The following is a 17,761-nucleotide window of genomic DNA, read 5'->3' on the forward strand; positions in this document are numbered from 1 at the left end:
TTGATGCTGATCCTCGGATCGATCGTGCTCGGCGCCGCTGACGTTCCGCGCGCGACCCGGTTCTGGTGCGACGCGCTCGGGCTCGAGCCCACCGAGCCGCTCTCCGGCAACGAGTTCACCGGCCTGCGGGACGCGGACGGCAGAACCGTCCTGTCGATCCAGCACAGCGACACGGAGCCGGAGCCGGAACCGCGCCTGCACCTCGACCTCTTCGCACGCGACAGCGCTGATCAGGCCGCCGAGGTCGAGCGCCTCGTCGGGATCGGTGCGCATCGCGTCGACTGGCCCCGCTATCCGGCCGACGCGGATTTCGTCGTCCTCGCCGACACCGAGGGAAACCTGTTCTGCGTCGTCGACGACGCGCGTGCGTCCGAGCCGTTCCGTTTGTTCCGTGAGCGGGATGCGGAAAAGGGCTGACCTGGGCGCCGGAGGGCGGCGGCCGACGGGGTGAGCCGTCACACGTGTGAGCGAGGGAACCAGCGGCCCCGGCTCGTGCGTTGACCACGTGACGCAGTGGGGTCCGGTGGCGACCTCGCGGCGGCCGGAGCCGCGTTTCACGCATCGCGGTAACCTGGATTGTCCGATTGTCGCGGCGCCGTCGCGGTCGTCGGCCGAACCGAACGCGCACGGCCACCCGCCACCGGCACCCACGAACGAACTCGCGAAAGGACCGGCCACCTCGGTCGACCTGTATGAACCGAAAGACTGTGTTCCGAAACCTGGCGATCATCTTCGCCGTTCTCCTGGGGTTCTACGCCTTCTCGTATTTCGGAAACGACACCCGGAACTTCTCTCAGGTCGACACCTCGGTCGCGCTCGCGCAGCTCGACGACGGCAACGTCGACCGGGCGCAGATCGACGATCGCGAGCAGCAGCTGCGGCTGTGGCTGAACGAGGGCAACGACGCGACAGAGGGCAACACGCAGATCATCGCGCAGTACCCGGCGTCTGCGTCCGAGCAGCTGTTCCAGGAGGTTCGCGAGAAGAACCTCGAACGGTTCGACACGACCGTGACCCAGGAGAGCTGGCTCACGTCGATGCTGATGTTCATCCTGCCGATGATCATCCTGCTCGGCCTGTTCTTCTTCATCATGAGCCGCATGCAGGGCGGCGGCCGTGGCGTCATGGGCTTCGGCAAGTCGAAGGCGAAGCAGCTCACCAAGGACATGCCCAAGACGACCTTCCAGGACGTCGCGGGCGCCGACGAGGCCGTCGAAGAGCTGTACGAGATCAAGGACTTCCTGCAGCATCCCGCGCGCTACCAGGCACTCGGCGCGAAGATCCCCAAGGGCGTCCTGCTCTACGGCCCGCCCGGCACGGGCAAGACGCTGCTCGCGCGTGCCGTCGCCGGTGAGGCCGGAGTTCCGTTCTTCTCCATCTCGGGTTCCGACTTCGTCGAGATGTTCGTCGGCGTCGGCGCGAGCCGCGTCCGCGACCTGTTCGAGCAGGCCAAGCAGAACAGCCCCTGCATCATCTTCGTCGACGAGATCGACGCCGTCGGACGTCAACGCGGCGCCGGGCTCGGTGGCGGTCATGACGAGCGCGAGCAGACCCTCAACCAGCTGCTCGTCGAGATGGACGGGTTCGGCGACCGGCAGGGGATCATCCTCATCGCCGCGACGAACCGCCCCGACATCCTCGACCCCGCGCTCCTGCGGCCCGGCCGCTTCGACCGGCAGATCCCCGTCGGTGCACCCGACCTCGCCGGACGCCGGGCGATCCTCAAGGTTCATTCGGCGGGCAAGCCGATCGACCCGAACCTCGACATGGACGGGCTCGCCAAGCGCACCGTCGGCATGTCGGGCGCCGACCTCGCGAACGTCGTCAACGAGGCCGCGCTGCTCACCGCACGCGAGAACGGCAACGTCATCACCGAGGCAGCCCTCGAGGAGTCGGTCGACCGCGTCGTCGGCGGCCCGCGACGCAAGAGCCGCATCATCTCCGAGGAGGAGAAGAAAATCACCGCCTACCACGAGGGTGGTCACACCCTCGCGGCATGGGCGATGCCCGACATCGAACCCGTCTACAAGGTGACGATCCTCGCGCGTGGCCGCACGGGCGGACACGCGATGACGGTCCCCGAGGACGACAAGGGGCTCATGACGCGCTCCGAGATGATCGCGCGTCTCGTCATGGCGATGGGTGGCCGCGCCGCCGAGGAGCTGGTCTTTCGCGAGCCGACGACGGGCGCGTCGTCGGACATCGACATGGCGACCAAGCTGGCCCGCGCGATGGTCACCGAGTACGGCATGAGCGCGAAGCTCGGTGCAGTCCGCTACGGCCAGGAGGGCGGCGACCCGTTCCTCGGCCGTTCGATGGGGCAGCAGTCCGACTACTCGCACGAGGTCGCACGCGAGATCGACGAGGAGGTGCGCAACCTCATCGAGGCCGCGCACACCGAGGCGTGGTCGATCCTCGACGAGTACCGCGACGTTCTCGACACGCTCGCGCGCGAGCTGCTCGAACACGAGACGCTCACCCGCAAGGATCTCGAACGGATCTTCACGACCGTCGAGAAGCGGCCGCGGATCACCGCGTTCAACGATTTCGGTGAGCGCACGCCGTCGGACAAGCCGCCGATCAAGACCCCGCGCGAGCTCGCGATGGAACGCGGCGAGCCGTGGCCTCCCCAGCCGGAGAAGCCCAAGGAGCCCGCGTACGCGAACCCCGTCGGTGACGGCGGCGCGCCCGCCAACGGCAACGGGCACAGCGGCAACAGCCAGAACGGTCAGAACGGCCAGGGCGGACAGAACGGCAACGGCCGACCGGATCAGGGACAGGCGCCCCAGTATCCGAACCCGCAGTATCCGCAGCCCCAGTACCCGAACCCCCAGTATCCGAACCCCCAGTACCCCGGTTCGCAGTACCCGCAGCCGCAGCCGCAGTACCCGGGCTCGGGTTCGGGTTCGGGTTCGGGTGGACGGTACGAGCCGCCGGCCGGTGGCGAGAACCGTCCCGACTACGGTGCCCCCGCGGGATGGTCGGCACCCGGTTGGCCGCCGCGCGACTCCGGTCACCAGCAGCAGGCTCCGGGCGGATGGACGCGCCCCGACGAGGGCGGGGAGTCCGGCAACGGGAACTCCGCAGGTGAGGGCCCCCGGGACGAGACTCCGCCGACGCGGCCGTGGGAGGGCCCGAACGACCGGGGGTGACGGTGCGACCGGCGTGTGATGGGCGACAGGGCCGATCACTAGGCTGTACAACCGTCCCGGGCCGCGTACCGCGTCGGGTGGCACGTGGCAGCGTCCGGCGGCGTGTGCAGCGAGAAACACGAGGAGTATCGGGTTGTCGGTAGGCGATATGAGCGACCCCGCGGCGTTCGCAGACGCCGTCGCGATCGCGACGGGCCGTACGTTCGATCAGGCACGGGCCGAGGCCGCGGTACGCGAACTGCTGCTCGCCGTCGGCGAGGATCCCGATCGTCCCGGCCTGCGCGACACTCCGGCGCGCGTCGCCCGGTCGTACCGAGAGATCTTCTCGGGCCTCTACACCGACCCCGGCGACGTGCTCGGGACGACGTTCGACGAAGAGCATCGCGAGCTCATCGTCGTCCGCGACATCCCGATGTACTCGACGTGCGAGCACCATCTCGTGTCGTTCCACGGCGTCGCCCACGTCGGGTACATCCCGGGCCGTGAGGGCAGGGTGACCGGCCTGTCGAAGCTCGCGCGCGTCGTCGATCTGTACGCCAAGCGCCCGCAGGTCCAGGAGCGGCTGACGAGTCAGGTCGCCGATGCCCTCGTCCGCAAGCTCGAACCGACCGGCGTCATCGTCGTGATCGAGGCGGAGCATCTCTGCATGGCGATGCGCGGCATCCGCAAGCCGGGTGCCCGCACCACGACGTCCGCGGTTCGTGGTTCGCTGCAATCGAATTCGGCGTCGCGAGCCGAGGCACTCGACCTCATTCTCCGGGCACGATGACCGCCCCCGTCCCGATCCCCACGCCCGGCCGGACCCTCGTGATGGGCATTCTCAACGTCACGAGCGATTCGTTCTCCGACGGCGGCCGGTATCTGGACCGCGACGCCGCACTCGCGCACGGCCTCGCGCTGCGCGACGCCGGTGTGGACATCGTCGACGTCGGCGGCGAGTCGACGAGGCCCGGCGCCGATCGCGTCGATCCCGCAGTCGAGGCCGAACGTGTCGCGCCGACGATCCGCGATCTGGTGGCGGAGGGGATCTGCGTCAGCGTCGACACGATGCGGGCGTCGGTCGCGCAGGCCGCCCTCGAGGCCGGCGCGACGATCGTCAACGACGTCTCCGGTGGCCGTGCGGACACCGACATGGTGCGGGTCGTCGCCGACGCCCGCGCACCGTGGATCCTCATGCACTGGCGGTCGGCCGCCGATCACATCCATCGCGGTACCGCCGAGCACTACGACGACGTCGTCGCCGACGTGTCGAACGAACTGCTCGCGCAGGTCGACCTCGCGACGGCGGGGGGCGTCGACCCGGCGTCGATCATCCTCGACCCCGGCCTCGGGTTCGCGAAGAACGCCCAGCACAACTGGGAGCTGCTCGCCGCGCTCCCGCACTTCGTCGATCTCGGCTTCCCCGTCCTCATCGGCGCGTCGCGTAAGCGGTTCCTCGGCAGCCTGCTCGGCGGCGAGACCCCGCCGCCGCCCACCGATCGCGACGTCGCGACGGCTTCGGTGTCCGCGCTCGCCGCGGCGAAGGGGGCGTGGGGCGTGCGCGTCCACAACGCCCCTGCGACGCTCGACGCGATCGCCGTCGCGCACGCGTGGCGCGACGCGGAGACCCGACGCGGAGCCCGCGATGTCGACACCTGACCGCATCGACTCCGGCGACCGCATCGAGCTGCGTGGCCTGACGGTCCGCGGCCGTCACGGGGTGTTCGACTTCGAGAAGCGCGACGGCCAGGATTTCGTCGTCGACCTCGTCGTTCGGCTCGACCTCGCGCCTGCTGCGGCATCGGATGCGCTCACCGACACCGTCCACTACGGCGAACTCGCGGACGTCGCGGCGACCATAGTCGCCGGACCGCCGCACGACCTGATCGAGACGGTCGCGGGCCGGATCGCCGACGCCGTCCTCGCCTACGACGCGCGCATCACCGCAGTCGAGGTGACGGTGCACAAGCCGTCCGCGCCGATCCCACTGACCTTCGCGGACGTCGCGGTCGTCGTGGTTCGAGAACGCTCGTGACTCGCGCCGTCCTGTCGATCGGCTCGAACATCGGTGACGCCGCCGCGCATCTGCAGTCGGCCGTCGACGGGCTCGCCCCGCACGTCGTTGCCGTGTCGCACGTGTACCGCACGGCGCCGTGGGGTGGCGTCGAGCAGGCCGACTTCCTCAACGCCGTTCTCGTCGTCGACGACGACGCGGCGTCGTGCCGCGACTGGCTCACGCGTGCGCAGGCACTCGAGGCCGCAGCGGATCGGGTACGCGACGTGCGGTGGGGGCCGCGGACGCTCGACGTCGACGTCGTCAGCTGCACCGACGGCGATCGGGACGTGATCAGTGCCGATCCGGAACTGACGTTGCCGCATCCGCGGGCGCACGAGCGCGCGTTCGTGCTGCTGCCGTGGCTCGACGTCGAGCCGGACGCCGTACTCGCCGTCGACGGCCGTGAGGTTCCGATCGCCCGGCTCGCCGCCGAGGTACCCGACAGGGACGGCGTCGTCCGTGCCGACCGGGAACTCGCGTGGGGGGAGCGACGATGAAGCCGACCCGCGTCTGGGATCTCGTCATGGTCGCGGTCACGGCCGCGATCGCGGCGTGGCTGCTCGCGCGCGGTTTCTACGGCTCGTTTCCGCCGATCGCCTGGTTCGCGGGCGCGTCGCTGTATCCCGTCGTCGCGATCGAGGTCGTGCTCGCGTTCATGATCCGCTCGCGGATCGAGAAGCACCGCATCGGTGACATGCCCGGACAGATCCACCCGATCACCGCGGCGCGAGCCGCAGCGCTCGCGAAGGCCTCGGCCCTCGTGGGAGCCGCCGTGGGTGGTGTGTGGGCCGGTTTCCTCGTCCACGTCGTTCCCCGCGGCAACGACGTGCAGGCCGCGGCCGCCGACGTACCCGGCGCCTGGGTGGGACTCGGGGCGGCGGTGGCACTGCTCGCCGCGGGCCTGTGGCTCGAACACTGCTGCCGCGCACCCCACGATCAGGACGACTCGCCGTCCTGACGAGACGTGTTCGCGCGCACTCTTCAGGGCTGGTCTCGCCAAGTACCCTGGTGGTATGACGAACCCTGGTCGGCCCAAGCCGTCGCGGCGCCGGTCCTCGGGGCAGCTCGTCGTCGCGGGCCTCATCGGTCTCGCCGTCGTGGCGTCGTTGTTCGTGGTGTTCAGCGACAGCGTCGTCCTCCTGCGTGTGGGTGTCGTGATCGGAGCGTGGGCCGCCGTCCTCGGCGCGATCGCGCTCACGAAGTACCAGCGCGAATCGGCGCTCGACAAGGCGAAGACGAAGGACCTCCAGACCGTCTACGAGCTGCAGCTCGATCGGGAGATCGCGGCGCGCCGCGAGTACGAGCTCACCGTCGAACAGCGGGTCCGGCGCGAGGTGGGTGCCGACGCCTCGGAGATGGCGGCACTGCGCGCCGAACTCGCCGCGCTGCGCAAGAGCCTCGAGACCCTGTACGAGGGTGCGCTGCCGACCGAACGGATCGCGCTGCGCGCCGATTCGACCCGGATCCAGGAGATCGGCTCGCGGTACGAGCACGCCCAATCCGGTCTGTTCGTGCCCGGCTCTGCTCAGCGCCCGCAGGACGACGCCGCGACGAACGGCGAGGTCGACGACGAGGACGCGCCGCTGACGGCCGAGACGACCGAGGTTCCCGAGGTCGCACCCCGTCCTGCTCCCGCACCGCCGCCCGCTCCCGCGCCGCAGGCCCCTGCACCACCGCCCGCGCCGCGCCGCGAGCCCGCGGCCTGGACCGCGCACCGCGCACCCGAGCCCGAACCGGAGCCCGTCGCCGAGCCGGAGTCACAGCCGGAACCCGCCGTCGCCGAGACCGCCGAACCGGACGAGCAGCCGCGTCGCCGGCGCCGTCGCGCCCTCGAAGACGACTCCGGTGCCCACACGGGAGGGCTCTCGGTCGCCGAGATCATCGCCAACATGCAGGCGTCCGACGACTCGGGTGGCGGCCGTCGACGCCGCGCGGACTGACAGCACCTCGACACGGCGCGCTATCCTCGCCCCTGAACGTCCGGTACCCGCGATGCGTGGACTGGAACGAACGAGAGGGAAGACCGTGACCTCATTCGGGATCACACCTGGGCCCGCACCTGCGCGGCTGACCATGGGAATCGTCTCCGCGGGTCGTGTCGGCACCGCACTCGGCGCAGCGCTCGAGCGCGTCGGCCACGTCGTCGGCGCCGTGTCGGCGGTGTCCGATGCCTCGCTTCACCGGGCCGCGACGCGACTGCCCGAGAGCGTCGTCGCTTCGCCACCCGACGTCGCCGCGAGGTCGGAACTGCTGATTCTCGCCGTCCCCGACACCGAACTCGACGGCCTCGTGCGCGGCCTCGTCGCGACGGGAGCCGTCCGGCCGGGGACGATCGTGGTCCACACGTCCGGGGCGCACGGGATCGGGATTCTCGCGCCGCTCACCGAGACGGGAGCCGTGCCGCTCGCGATCCATCCCGCCATGACCTTCTCGGGCCACGACGAGGACACCGCCAGGCTGTCGTCGGCGTGCTTCGGCGTCACTGCCGCCGACGAGACCGGGTACGCCGTCGCGCAGTCGCTCGTGCTGGAGATCGGCGGCGAGCCCGTCCGCGTCCGCGAAGAGATGCGCACGCTCTATCACGCCGCACTCGCGCACGGCAGCAATCACCTCGTCACGCTGGTCGCCGACGCCGCTGCTGCATTGCGCGCCGCACTCGCGGGCGACGAGCTGCTGGGCCAGCAGCTCGTCGACGACCAACCGAACGGGCTCGCGGAGCGTGTGCTCGCGCCGTTGCTGTCGGCCGCGCTGGACAACGCACTGCGACGCGGGCGCGGCGCGCTGACCGGGCCCGTCGCGCGAGGCGACGTCGAGGCCGTCGCTGCGCATCGCCGCGCGCTGGACGGAGTCGACCCGGACCTCGCCGAGAGCTATCGCGCCCTGGCGCTGCACACCGCGCAGGCGGCGCGATCGACCGACACCATGATCGAGATGCTGGAGCGACGAGCGTGAGCGACGAGCGCGGATACACCGCGGGAGAACTGACCGTGCACCACGACCCGGCCGGCGTGCGCCGAGTGTCCAAGGCGCTGCGCGGCGTCGGCAGACGGGTCGCCCTGGTCCCGACGATGGGTGCACTGCACGCGGGTCACCTCGAACTCGTCCGCGCGGCACAGAGCACGGGTGCCGTCGTGATCGTCTCGATCTTCGTCAACCCGCTGCAGTTCGGGCCGAACGAGGACCTCGACGCGTACCCCCGCACCCTCGACGACGACCTCGCTCTGCTCCGCTCGGCCGGCGTCGAGCTCGCGTTCGCCCCGACGGCGGCCGCGATGTATCCGTCCGGTCCGCGGACGACGGTCCACCCGGGTCCGCTCGGCGCCCAGCTCGAGGGCGCGAGCCGTCCCACGCACTTCGCGGGGATGCTCACCGTGGTCGCGAAGCTGCTGCAGATCACCGCACCGCACGAGGCGTTCTTCGGCGAGAAGGACTACCAGCAGCTCGTGCTCATCGATCAGATGGTCACCGATCTCGACTTCGACGTTCGGATCGTCGGGGTGCCCACGGTGCGCGAACACGACGGGCTCGCACTTTCGTCGCGCAATCGGTATCTCGACCCCGAGCAGCGGGCCGCCGCGACGACGCTCTCGGCGGCGTTGACTGCGGGCGCGCACGCCGCTGCCGGGGGACCGGACGCGATCATCTCGACCGCACGCGCAGTGCTCGCGACGAGCCCCGAGATCGAGGTCGACTATCTCGAACTCCGCGGGCCCGGACTCGGGCCCGTCCCGGACGAGGGCGACGGGCGTCTGCTCGTCGCCGCGCGAGTCGGCAGCACCCGGCTCATCGACAACGTCGGCGTCGCAGTCGGCACCGGCTTCGCGGCGCGCGGCGCCGACGATCTCCACGAACTCTCCTGAACCGCAATCGCTTCCACTGCACGACCGCGAAGGGCCACAGCATGTTTCGTACGATGATGAAATCCAAGATCCACCGCGCGACCGTGACGCACGCCGACCTCCACTACGTCGGGTCGGTCACTGTCGATCAGGACCTCATGGAGGCCGCCGATCTGCTCGAAGGCGAGCAGGTCGCGATCGTGGACATCGACAACGGTGCCCGCCTCGAGACCTACGTCATCGCCGGTGAGCGCGGCAGTGGTGTCATCGGGATCAACGGTGCGGCAGCGCATCTGGTTCACCCTGGCGATCTCGTCATCCTCATCGCCTACGGCGTCATGAGCGAGGAGGAGGTGCGCGACTACGATCCGCGCGTCGTCTTCGTCGATGCGGACAACAAGCAGGTCGAGGTCGGCAGCGACCCCGCACACGCCCCCGAAGGGTCCGGGCTCGTGACGCCGCGCATGCTCGCCGACGGGGCCGTGTGCACTCCCGACGGCGTGTGCTCGCCGGCGGTGTGACGTCGTGCTCCTCGCCGTCGACATCCGGAACACGAACTCCGTCATCGGGCTGTTCTCCGGGTCGGGCGATCACGCGAAGCTCGTGGCGGACTGGCGGATTCGTACCGAACCGGGAGTGACCGCCGACGAGTTGGCGCTGTCCTTCCGGGGTCTGCTCGGCGACGCCGCCGACTCGATCACGGGCGTCTCGGCCCTGTCGACGGTCCCGTCGGTGCTGCGGGAGTTGCGGGTCATGCTCTCGCGGTACTGGTCGCACGTCCCGCACGTCGTCGTGGAGCCGGGAGTGCGCACGGGGGTTCCGCTGCTCGTCGACAATCCGAAAGAGGTCGGCGCTGATCGCATCGTCAACGCGCTCGCGGCGTTCCATCGATTCGACTGTGCCGCGATCGTCGTCGACTTCGGGACGTCGACGGTCGTCGACGTCGTCTCCGAGAAGGGTGAATTCCTCGGGGGTGCACTGGCTCCCGGCGTGGAGATCGCGTCCGATGCGCTGGCGTCGCAGAGCGCGGCGCTCCGGCGATTCGAACTCGTGCGGCCCCGATCGGTGCTGGGCAAGAACACGATCGAGGCGATGCAGGCGGGTGCCGTCTTCGGCTTCGCCGGTCTCGTCGACGGCCTGGTCGGACGGGTCCGCGACGAGGTCGTCGGCTTCGGCGACGACGCGGGTGCGCGACGGGCGACTGTCGTCGCGACAGGTGTGACGGGCGGGCTGATCGTTCCCGAGTCGCGCACGATCGAGCACTACGAGCCGAACCTCACCCTCGAGGGGTTGCGGCTCGTGTACGAGCGAAATCAGGCTCGGCGAGCGCGCCGAACCTAGTGCACCGGTTCGGATCGCGTGTCGTCGATCGCCGCTCCGACCAGTTTGTGGATGTGATTGCCGAGCGACTCGTCGGGTCCCGGCAGCAGCGATACGGTTCGTGAATTCGAGATCACGAGGTAGCGGCCGTCGTCCGCGAGATCGACCCAGCGGACTTCCCGTGCGGGGCCGGTCGCGCGCTCGGAGATCGTGGCGCCCGAGTAGACCTCGATTCGGCCCGCGCTCGTGCGCGGCAGACCGAGGATCCTCTCGAATCGCTGTGCAGGAGTGGCGCGGGCGTCGGGAGCGCGTAGCCAGGAGGCATCGGCGTCGAACTCGTCGCGACGGTCGAGGTCCCGCAGTTCGGCGTCGATGCGTGGTCGCCGTCCCGGCGCCGCCGGAGGCAGTGCTCGCACCGCACTCGCACCGCAGTCCGCGAAGGAGATGCCGGCCAGGTGAACTGCGCCCCCGGAGTGGTGGTCCGGCCCGGGATCCTGGCGCATCACGACGGCGCGAGGCCCCCGGACCGCGATGTAGGAGCGGATCTTCTCCGCGTCACCCGCTCCCGAGAAACCGCAGATGTACACGCGCGCTTCGGGGTCGAGCATCGTCGCGAACGCCCAGTACAGATCGTCGTCCAGCCGTGAGCGAAAACCGGTCGCCGCCTGCAGGCATTCGCGTTCGTACTCGTCCGTGGTCTCGGACGTCGACCGGTACTGGAACGGGTAGTGCGGCCGATCGACGCCGAACGCACGCCACGCCACTTGATAGGTGAGTGGATCGAAGGCCCAGGATGTCATCGCTGCGAACGACTTTCGTCGTCCGTCGTCCGCCACGGCGTCTCGCCGCCGAGGACGGGCGTGACGGCTCGAACGGCGCCGTCGTGGATCCAGTCCTGCAATTCGTCGCCCTTGAGGTAGTCGGGCGTCTTGTGCTCGTCGTCCTTGTCTCCGTTGCCGCCGCGCGCTCCTCCCATCGGAGCCATGCCCATCCCCGCCCCGGCTGCACCGGGCCGGCCGGGCATCGCAGCGGCCGTCGGGCGTCCACCGGCGGCGCCGCCAGGGCCTGCGACGACGCTGCCTGCAGCCGATGGCGGAACCGACCCGCCGCCGATGCCGCCGACACCTCCGGCCGAGCCGCCACCGCCCGATCCGACGCCGCCGGACCCGAGTCCACCCGCGCCTCCTGGAGTGCCCCCGAGCCCCGAGATTCCGCCCGGCTGCGCACTGGCAGCCACCGTCTGCGACCCTGCCTCGGGTGCGTCCGGAGGCGTCCACGAGTCCTCGCCTCCGAGCGCTGCGTCGGCTGCGGCAGCGGGATCTGTGGTGGGGGCCCCGTCGGACCCGGCGGGGCCGACGGCCTCGCCATCGAGTGGCACTCCCGACTGCGTCGGCGCACCTCCCGTGGGTCCCGCGCCGCCGGGAGCCGACCAGGGCGATCCCGAGGATCCGCCACTGCCGGGGCCGTACCCGCCCGGGGTCGCGGCACCTCCGTCGATCGGTGACTGCACAGCGGGGAAACTGGGGAGACCGCTTGCAGTGGGGGAGATTCCGTTGCCGTAGTAGACGGAGTTGAGGACCTGGACTGCCTGCTGCTTCGCGGCTTCACGCCGTTCGTCGTCCCAGCCGTCTGCGCCGAAGAAGCCTGCGACCTTCCCCGGGAAGGTCGCAGCGGGCTCGGGAGGCAGATTCGACTTGGTCTGGCTCAGCGAGTCGGAGAGCATTCCGATCTGGCGCGCAAGAAGATTCGATGCGTCTGCCAGTCGTGCGGAGTCGTGGGCGTACCCGACGATGGCTGTCGATGCACCCTCGCCGGACGCGCCCTGCCACTTCTCCGATATCGCGTTACCGATCGTGACAGCGAAGGTTTCGAATGCGTCCGCGACGGTGTTCGCGGCGCTCGCCCATTCCTGCCGGAATGCTTCGAGTGCTTCCGCCTGGATCGGTTCGACATTCGCGACCAACTGGACGTGCTCGAATGCGTCGAAGTTGGTGCAGGCGACGCTTCGTGACTGGATCTCGAGATCGGCGTACTGCGGAAGAGATGCCAGCCCGGGCGCAGGGCTACCGGCGGGCCCGATGAACTGTTCTGCCCGACCGGAGATCATCGGCAGGTGCTGCAGGTTCGCGACCACCTCGTCGATGCCGGGGATATGAGGTTGAGCAGGAGATGTCACCGGATCACGCGCCGATCGTGCCGGTGACGCGCGCCAATGCCTGCGATGTCTCGTCGTCGGTCGTCAGTGTCTCGGCGACCTGGGCACCCACCATGTCGTGAATCGCCCTCAGGCACGCGATGTGCTCGTCGAGTCGATCGATGAACTGCTGAGTGGTTTCGGAGAGGATTGCGTCGAGTTCATGGGCGCAGCCGAAATTGCCCAGCCATCCTTCGAACGTCCACCGCTGGTTCATTTGCCGCTTGACGTTCTGCAGTTTTTCGATCGCCTCGGTTGCCGCTCGCGCGCAGTCGCTTGCGACTGTCGGGTCGAGAACAAGCTCACCTGCCTTCGCCTGCGCGACGTACACCAGCAGAGTGTCCAACCCGGTGACGGCGTCCGTCATCGTTCCCCCCCAAGGAAAGGTCGCGGTAATGCTGACCGCGTCCAAACGGTAGTCGTCAGGCGGGCATCTCGGCAACAAGGGCATCGCCGACCTTCAGCGCCCAGTCACACATCGGCGTCGTGTCTTTGGTGAGCGCGGATCTCCCGACCTGCATCAACGCGAGTCCACCACTGTCGAAAGGTACGGCCATGTGGCAGAAGGTGCCGGGCTCGTCGCTGGCCTGCCGAAAGACCACCACGTGCCGACCTGCGACCTCGAGATCCCGGAAGTCGACGTTGTCCGGGCTGTTGTGGAATCGTTCGGTACTCCCTGTTGACGACGCGGTGATGATCAGTCCGATGTCATCGTTCTCCCACCCGCAACTGCTCTCGCCAGCCTTGCGCGAGTTCAAACCGGGGCCTTCGGTTGCTGGGTCGAGAGTGGCTCGGACGAGCGCTTCGTCGGAGAGGGTGCAGGGATCCCATGCATCCGGAACCGCTGACGTCGTGGGTGCGCCTGACGTTTCGCCGGTGCCACAGCCTGCAACGCTCAATGCGAGCGCTGCGAGCACAGCGGCAGACAGCACGCTCGTTCTCGACGTCATCGTTGCCCCCTCGGCGGTCCTGTAAGCGCACAAAGTATTGCACCTGCTCGATTCCTCACTTGGTGAGGCCGACGATCGCGGCCGCGCGCATCTATGCCGAGGGTGTGGTCGGTGTCACGTACCTGCGTCGAAGCCTTCCCTGCGGCCCGATGCTGTGCCACAATCGCTGACGTGATCGCGACCATGAGTGCTCAGGAGTGTTGTCGGGGCTGAACGCTGCCCTGAATCCACCCCACTCCTGGAGTCGTCTCTCATGCCTTCCGGCACTTCTTCTGTCGTTTCCCCTACCCGTTTTCGGCCGTCCGACCTGCGTCAACTGACCGATCGGTACGCGCTCGACGTCATCGACGGCCGCTACGACCACGTGATCCCGGAGTCGTTGCCCACCGACGAGCGCTGGGCCATCCGCATCCACGAGAGTGACGACGTCGATGTCTGGCTGATCAGCTGGGTTCCCGACAAGTCCACCGAATTGCACGACCACGCAGGCTCTTTGGGCGCGCTGACCGTCGTCACCGGGTCGCTGTCCGAGTTCCGGTGGTCGGGTGACCGGCTCGAGCACCGCGTCATCCCCGCCGGCGCCGGCGCCGGGTTTCCCTTCGGCTGGGTTCACGACGTGACGCTCGCACCGCAACCTCCCACCGACGATCCTGTGGCGCCCACGCTGAGCGTCCATGCCTACTCGCCGCCGTTGACGGCGATGTCGTACTACGAGGTGACTCCGCGAGGAACGTTGCGGCGCACCAGATCCGAACTCACGAGCGTTCCCGAGCACGCGACCGCTCCGGCGCAGGGGGCCTGAACCGTGATCACCATCGACCGCATGCTCGAGCAGGCTCGCTCCACCTACACCCGAATGCCGGCGCAGGACCTCCCGGCCGCCGTCGCGCGCGGCGCGATCGTCGTGGACATCCGTCCGCAGGCGCAGCGCGACCGCGAGGGGACGCTCCCTGGCGCCCTCGCGATCGAGCGCAACGTCCTCGAATGGCGCTGCGATCCGCTCGGCGAGGCGCGGCTCGCGGTCGCCGTCGATCACGACGTCGAATGGATCGTCGTGTGCTCCGAGGGCTACACGTCGAGCCTCGCCGCGGCCTCCCTGCAGCAGCTCGGGCTGCACCGCGCGACCGACCTCGTCGGTGGATATCAGGCGTTGCGCGCCGCAGGGCTGCTCGGAGTCGTCGTCGGGGCTCGGCACTGCACACGTGAACTCGCGACGGTCGCGTCGCACTGAGGCCGGCAGCGGCCGGGCAGGTGGTTCGGTCGTGGCGCTGCAGTCGATTACCCTGGTGATCCGTGAGTGATGCACAGCGGACACACGAGGACGACACGCCCGAACAGATTCGGATTCGCCACGAGAAGCGGGCTCGCCTGCTCGACGAGGGCAAGCAGGCCTACCCGGTGTCCGTCCCGCGCACGCATTCGCTCGCCGAGGTCCGCGCCGCGCATCCCGACCTGGAGCCCGACACCGCGACGGGCGAGCGCGTCGGCATCGTCGGCCGCGTCATCTTCCTCCGCAACACGGGCAAGCTCTGTTTCGCGACGCTGCAGGAGGGCGACGGCACGCAGCTCCAGGCGATGATCAGCCTCGCGAACGTCGGCGAGGACGAACTGGCTGCCTGGAAGTCGGACGTCGACCTCGGCGATTTCGTGTTCGTCGGCGGCGAGGTCATCAGCTCGCGACGCGGTGAGCTCAGTGTGATGGCGGATTCCTGGCAGATGGCCTCGAAGTCGCTGCGTCCGCTGCCCGTCGCGCACAAGGAGATGAGCGAAGAGGCGCGCGTCCGCCAGCGCTACATCGACCTCGTGATGCGCCCCGAGGCACGGGACATGGCCCGCAAGCGCCCGCTCGTCGTCCGCGAGTTGCGCAACGCGCTCGAGAACCGTGGTTTCGTCGAGGTCGAGACGCCGATGCTGCAGACGTTGCACGGTGGCGCTGCGGCACGTCCGTTCGTGACGCATTCGAATGCGCTCGACATCGACCTGTTCCTGCGGATCGCGCCGGAGTTGTTCCTCAAGCGCGCGATCGTCGGCGGGATCGACAAGGTCTTCGAGATCAACCGCAACTTCCGCAACGAGGGCGTCGACTCGACGCATTCGCCCGAATTCGCGATGCTCGAAACGTACGAGGCGTACGGCACGTACGACGACTCGGCCCGCATGATTCGCGAACTCGTGCAGGAGGTCGCGATCGGTGCGTTCGGAACGACCGCAGTCACGCTCGCCGACGGCACCGAATACGACTTCGGTGGCGAGTGGAAGACGCTCGAGATGTATCCGTCGCTGTCCGCGGCGATCGGCACCGAAGTGACGCCGGACACAACCGTCGAGGAATTGACGGCGCTCGCGGAGCGCGTCGGGCTCGAGATTCCCGAAGGGAAGGGCTACGGCCACGGCAAGCTCGTCGAGGAATTGTGGGAACACCAGTGCGGCGATCAGCTGTACGAGCCCACGTTCGTGCGCGATTTCCCCGTCGAGACCTCGCCCCTCACCCGTGATCACCGCAGCAAGGCCGGCGTCACGGAGAAGTGGGATCTGTACGTTCGCGGATTCGAGCTCGCGACCGGCTATTCGGAGTTGATCGACCCGGTCGTTCAGCGCGAACGCTTCGCCGATCAGGCACGGCTCGCTGCGCGTGGTGACGACGAAGCAATGCTGCTGGACGAGGACTTCCTCGCGGCGATGGAGCAGGGCATGCCCCCGACCACCGGCACGGGTATGGGAATCGACCGCCTGCTCATGGCGCTCACGGGTCTCGGCATTCGTGAGACCGTGCTCTTCCCGTTGGTCAAGCCGCAGGGGCACTGACACCGGGCCGCTCAACTCGGGCGGATCGAGGCGATCACACCCTCCACGACCTCGGCACCCTGCGCGCCGGGCACATTCTGGTGCAGTTCGATGATCAGAACCATCACTTCGGCGGTGGCGAAGCCGGGAGTGGCAACTACGTCGAACCGTGCGGAGCCGGGATCGTACTCGGTGTCGGGTGAGATGTCGGTGACGTGAGCCGTGTAGTGCACGGCAGGGCGCCCGTCGATGTCGAACTCGTGCGCATCCGAGTATTCGACTGTCGGGAGCTTTCCTGTGCGATCGGAGAAGATCCGCTCAGCTTCCTCGACTTCCTGTCTGGCGGCGGTGTCCAGGTCGATCCCGTTGCGTCCCGCGGCACCCGTCATGCCCAACGGTCCAGCCGACCCGTCACGACAGTGATCGGTTGCGGCTCACCCGGTTCGACGGGGACTTCGGGCGGCGGGAACATCATCGACGGAAACCCGTCCGGAAGCGGTGGTGGCGGGGTGGCGTCGGCGCGGCTGGGTGGAGCGAGTGCCTCACGGAGTTGTGCCATGTCGGAATCGTCCGGAGCGGTCGGGCCCAGGCTTGCCAGGTGCGGAATCGCGAAGACGACCCCGTATCCGGCCGCGATCGTGACCCCGAGTCGGATCAGGCTCTTGCGCAACGTCACGAGTCTCCTCGAAGTCTCAACTGACACGAAGTGAAGAAATGATCCGGTCTGCAACACTCGGGCCGCGCGAACCGGGGATTCCCTGGTCGAGTTGCACGATGAGCACCATCACCTCGGCCGTCGAGAAGCCCTTGGTCGCTACGACGTCGAACTGAGCAGATGGCGGGTCGCAAGTGGATTGTCTGGGAATGTTCGTCACCTGGGCGGTGTATCGAACAGCGGGCTGACCATCGACAACCATCTCGATGCGGTCGGAGTACTCGATCGTCGAGACGCGGCCGTCCTCTGCCGCGAAAAACTGCTCCGCACGGCGAATCTCATCCCTTGCCGCAGAGTCGAGGTCTATTCCGTTTCTGCCCGTTGCCCCGGTCAATCCCAGTCTCGATGCCGATTCGTCATGGCAGTGTCCCGCGCCGATGCGGGCGATACTGCTGTAGGCGATGTCGTCCCAGCCCGCGATCGCGCCGTGGCGCCGTTCCCAGTCCGGCGGAACGTCGTATGTGAGGCCGAATTTCGTCGCAATCGGTTGTGGTAGACCCGGCTCGACGGGGACTTCGGGCGGCGGGACCGACACCGACGGGAATCCGTCAGGCAGCGGTGGCGGTGGCGTGGTCTGGGTGTGGCTGGGTGGAGCGAGTGCCTCCCGTAGTCGTGCCATGTCGGAATCGTCCGGAGCTCTCGGGCCCAGGCTTGCCAGGTGCGGAATCGCGAAGATCACTCCGTATCCGGCAGCGACGGTGATCCCCAATCGGGCAAGGCTCTTGCGCAGCGTCATTCATCCCCCAGAAGAGCAACCAGTCGAAACGATACC

At 68.7% G+C, this 17,761-nt stretch carries 22 protein-coding genes; 15 read left to right on the forward strand and 7 right to left on the reverse strand.

Translation table 11 applies throughout. From position 1 onward, the window contains the following. The first annotated feature begins 3 nt into the window (after positions 1 to 3). The 12 genes from RR1_RS19065 (at position 4) to RR1_RS19120 (ending at position 10,367) form a co-directional block, all read left to right on the forward strand. Positions 4 to 417 (forward strand): VOC family protein, encoded by a 414-nt coding sequence (locus RR1_RS19065; protein WP_010836432.1) that lies wholly within the window; start codon positions 4 to 6, stop codon positions 415 to 417. A 275-nt stretch (positions 418 to 692) separates the two neighbouring features. Continuing rightward, positions 693 to 3,152: an ATP-dependent zinc metalloprotease FtsH gene (gene ftsH, locus RR1_RS19070; protein ID WP_010836430.1), complete on the forward strand. Its 2,460-nt coding sequence runs from the start codon at positions 693 to 695 to the stop codon at positions 3,150 to 3,152. 148 nt (positions 3,153 to 3,300) lie between these two features. Then, on the forward strand, positions 3,301 to 3,921 hold the full coding sequence (gene folE / locus RR1_RS19075) for a GTP cyclohydrolase I FolE (RefSeq protein ID WP_010836429.1): 621 nt from the start codon (positions 3,301 to 3,303) through the stop codon (positions 3,919 to 3,921). Then, a complete protein-coding gene (folP, locus tag RR1_RS19080) occupies positions 3,918 to 4,790 on the forward strand; it encodes a dihydropteroate synthase (protein ID WP_010836428.1) in 873 nt (290 codons plus the stop codon). The genes folE and folP overlap by 4 nt, the downstream gene beginning before the upstream one ends. Further along, complete coding sequence (gene folB, locus RR1_RS19085; RefSeq protein ID WP_010836427.1) at positions 4,777 to 5,166, forward strand: dihydroneopterin aldolase; 390 nt, start codon at positions 4,777 to 4,779, stop codon at positions 5,164 to 5,166. The genes folP and folB overlap by 14 nt, the downstream gene beginning before the upstream one ends. Further along, positions 5,163 to 5,684 (forward strand): 2-amino-4-hydroxy-6-hydroxymethyldihydropteridine diphosphokinase, encoded by a 522-nt coding sequence (folK, locus tag RR1_RS19090; protein ID WP_010836426.1) that lies wholly within the window; start codon positions 5,163 to 5,165, stop codon positions 5,682 to 5,684. The genes folB and folK overlap by 4 nt, the downstream gene beginning before the upstream one ends. Next, positions 5,681 to 6,145: a DUF3180 domain-containing protein gene (locus RR1_RS19095; RefSeq protein WP_010836425.1), complete on the forward strand. Its 465-nt coding sequence runs from the start codon at positions 5,681 to 5,683 to the stop codon at positions 6,143 to 6,145. The genes folK and RR1_RS19095 overlap by 4 nt, the downstream gene beginning before the upstream one ends. Before the next feature lie 55 nt (positions 6,146 to 6,200). Further along, positions 6,201 to 7,127, forward strand: a complete 927-nt coding sequence (locus RR1_RS19100; RefSeq protein ID WP_010836424.1) for a DUF6779 domain-containing protein — start codon at positions 6,201 to 6,203, stop codon at positions 7,125 to 7,127. Positions 7,128 to 7,212: 85 nt separating this feature from the next. Then, on the forward strand, positions 7,213 to 8,139 hold the full coding sequence (locus tag RR1_RS19105) for a Rossmann-like and DUF2520 domain-containing protein (RefSeq protein WP_040772084.1): 927 nt from the start codon (positions 7,213 to 7,215) through the stop codon (positions 8,137 to 8,139). Beyond that, the gene (gene panC / locus RR1_RS19110) at positions 8,136 to 9,047 is read left to right on the forward strand and encodes a pantoate--beta-alanine ligase (RefSeq protein WP_010836422.1); all 912 of its coding nucleotides are present in this window, start codon (positions 8,136 to 8,138) and stop codon (positions 9,045 to 9,047) included. The genes RR1_RS19105 and panC overlap by 4 nt, the downstream gene beginning before the upstream one ends. Before the next feature lie 41 nt (positions 9,048 to 9,088). After that, positions 9,089 to 9,547 carry an aspartate 1-decarboxylase gene (gene panD / locus RR1_RS19115; RefSeq protein WP_040772083.1) on the forward strand — a complete coding sequence of 153 codons (459 nt, stop codon included), beginning with the start codon at positions 9,089 to 9,091 and terminating at the stop codon, positions 9,545 to 9,547. 4 nt (positions 9,548 to 9,551) lie between these two features. Continuing rightward, positions 9,552 to 10,367 (forward strand): type III pantothenate kinase, encoded by an 816-nt coding sequence (locus RR1_RS19120; protein WP_010836420.1) that lies wholly within the window; start codon positions 9,552 to 9,554, stop codon positions 10,365 to 10,367. Here RR1_RS19120 and RR1_RS19125 read toward each other — a convergent pair. From RR1_RS19125 to RR1_RS19140, 4 genes are read right to left on the reverse strand one after another with little or no spacing between them, the layout of a single operon-like run. Then, positions 10,364 to 11,146, reverse strand: a complete 783-nt coding sequence (locus tag RR1_RS19125; protein WP_010836419.1) for an ESX secretion-associated protein EspG — start codon at positions 11,144 to 11,146, stop codon at positions 10,364 to 10,366. The two genes, RR1_RS19120 and RR1_RS19125, sit on opposite strands and share 4 nt — an antisense overlap. Further along, positions 11,143 to 12,522, reverse strand: a complete 1,380-nt coding sequence (locus RR1_RS19130) for a hypothetical protein (RefSeq protein WP_010836418.1) — start codon at positions 12,520 to 12,522, stop codon at positions 11,143 to 11,145. The genes RR1_RS19125 and RR1_RS19130 overlap by 4 nt, the downstream gene beginning before the upstream one ends. Before the next feature lie 4 nt (positions 12,523 to 12,526). Beyond that, entirely contained in the window at positions 12,527 to 12,907 is a 381-nt protein-coding gene (locus RR1_RS19135; protein WP_010836417.1) for a hypothetical protein, read from the reverse strand. A gap of 55 nt (positions 12,908 to 12,962) precedes the next feature. Then, a complete protein-coding gene (locus RR1_RS19140) occupies positions 12,963 to 13,490 on the reverse strand; it encodes a DUF3558 family protein (protein WP_010836416.1) in 528 nt (175 codons plus the stop codon). A 253-nt stretch (positions 13,491 to 13,743) separates the two neighbouring features. Here RR1_RS19140 and RR1_RS19145 point away from each other — a divergent pair, with 253 nt between their 5' ends. The 3 genes from RR1_RS19145 (at position 13,744) to lysS (ending at position 16,295) form a co-directional block, all read left to right on the forward strand. Beyond that, entirely contained in the window at positions 13,744 to 14,292 is a 549-nt protein-coding gene (locus tag RR1_RS19145) for a cysteine dioxygenase (protein WP_010836414.1), read from the forward strand. A 6-nt stretch (positions 14,293 to 14,298) separates the two neighbouring features. Beyond that, on the forward strand, positions 14,299 to 14,721 hold the full coding sequence (locus RR1_RS19150) for a rhodanese-like domain-containing protein (RefSeq protein ID WP_040772089.1): 423 nt from the start codon (positions 14,299 to 14,301) through the stop codon (positions 14,719 to 14,721). Between the two features lie 62 nt (positions 14,722 to 14,783). Beyond that, positions 14,784 to 16,295 carry a lysine--tRNA ligase gene (gene lysS, locus RR1_RS19155; protein ID WP_010836412.1) on the forward strand — a complete coding sequence of 504 codons (1,512 nt, stop codon included), beginning with the start codon at positions 14,784 to 14,786 and terminating at the stop codon, positions 16,293 to 16,295. An 11-nt stretch (positions 16,296 to 16,306) separates the two neighbouring features. Here lysS and RR1_RS19160 read toward each other — a convergent pair whose 3' ends face one another. The 3 genes from RR1_RS19160 to RR1_RS22090 are packed head-to-tail and all read right to left on the reverse strand — an operon-like array spanning position 16,307 to position 17,725. Next, positions 16,307 to 16,663 (reverse strand): DUF8017 domain-containing protein, encoded by a 357-nt coding sequence (locus RR1_RS19160; protein WP_051110995.1) that lies wholly within the window; start codon positions 16,661 to 16,663, stop codon positions 16,307 to 16,309. Continuing rightward, positions 16,660 to 16,950, reverse strand: coding sequence for a hypothetical protein (locus RR1_RS19165; RefSeq protein ID WP_010836410.1), 291 nt, complete (start codon positions 16,948 to 16,950; stop codon positions 16,660 to 16,662). Before RR1_RS19165 ends, RR1_RS19160 begins: the two co-directional genes overlap by 4 nt. Positions 16,951 to 16,966: 16 nt before the next feature. Further along, complete coding sequence (locus tag RR1_RS22090) at positions 16,967 to 17,725, reverse strand: DUF8017 domain-containing protein (RefSeq protein ID WP_010836409.1); 759 nt, start codon at positions 17,723 to 17,725, stop codon at positions 16,967 to 16,969. Positions 17,726 to 17,761 lie beyond the last annotated feature (36 nt).

The sequence above is a fragment of the Rhodococcus rhodnii NBRC 100604 genome, from assembly GCF_001894925.1.
Taxonomy (GTDB): Bacteria; Actinomycetota; Actinomycetes; order Mycobacteriales; family Mycobacteriaceae; genus Rhodococcus_F; species Rhodococcus_F rhodnii.

Excerpts from the sequence above, each read along its gene's own strand:
- RR1_RS19065 (WP_010836432.1), top strand. The coding sequence starts at position 4 with ATGCTGATCCTCGGATCGATCGTGCTCGGCGCCGCTGACGTTCCGCGC.
- ftsH (WP_010836430.1), top strand. The coding sequence starts at position 693 with ATGAACCGAAAGACTGTGTTCCGAAACCTGGCGATCATCTTCGCCGTT.
- folE (WP_010836429.1), top strand. The coding sequence starts at position 3,301 with ATGAGCGACCCCGCGGCGTTCGCAGACGCCGTCGCGATCGCGACGGGC.
- folP (WP_010836428.1), top strand. The coding sequence starts at position 3,918 with ATGACCGCCCCCGTCCCGATCCCCACGCCCGGCCGGACCCTCGTGATG.
- folB (WP_010836427.1), top strand. The coding sequence starts at position 4,777 with ATGTCGACACCTGACCGCATCGACTCCGGCGACCGCATCGAGCTGCGT.
- RR1_RS19095 (WP_010836425.1), top strand. The coding sequence starts at position 5,681 with ATGAAGCCGACCCGCGTCTGGGATCTCGTCATGGTCGCGGTCACGGCC.
- RR1_RS19100 (WP_010836424.1), top strand. The coding sequence starts at position 6,201 with ATGACGAACCCTGGTCGGCCCAAGCCGTCGCGGCGCCGGTCCTCGGGG.
- panD (WP_040772083.1), top strand. The coding sequence starts at position 9,089 with ATGTTTCGTACGATGATGAAATCCAAGATCCACCGCGCGACCGTGACG.
- RR1_RS19125 (WP_010836419.1), bottom strand. The coding sequence starts at position 11,146 with ATGACATCCTGGGCCTTCGATCCACTCACCTATCAAGTGGCGTGGCGT.
- RR1_RS19135 (WP_010836417.1), bottom strand. The coding sequence starts at position 12,907 with ATGACGGACGCCGTCACCGGGTTGGACACTCTGCTGGTGTACGTCGCG.
- RR1_RS19140 (WP_010836416.1), bottom strand. The coding sequence starts at position 13,490 with ATGACGTCGAGAACGAGCGTGCTGTCTGCCGCTGTGCTCGCAGCGCTC.
- RR1_RS19145 (WP_010836414.1), top strand. The coding sequence starts at position 13,744 with ATGCCTTCCGGCACTTCTTCTGTCGTTTCCCCTACCCGTTTTCGGCCG.
- RR1_RS19160 (WP_051110995.1), bottom strand. The coding sequence starts at position 16,663 with ATGACGGGTGCCGCGGGACGCAACGGGATCGACCTGGACACCGCCGCC.
- RR1_RS22090 (WP_010836409.1), bottom strand. The coding sequence starts at position 17,725 with ATGACGCTGCGCAAGAGCCTTGCCCGATTGGGGATCACCGTCGCTGCC.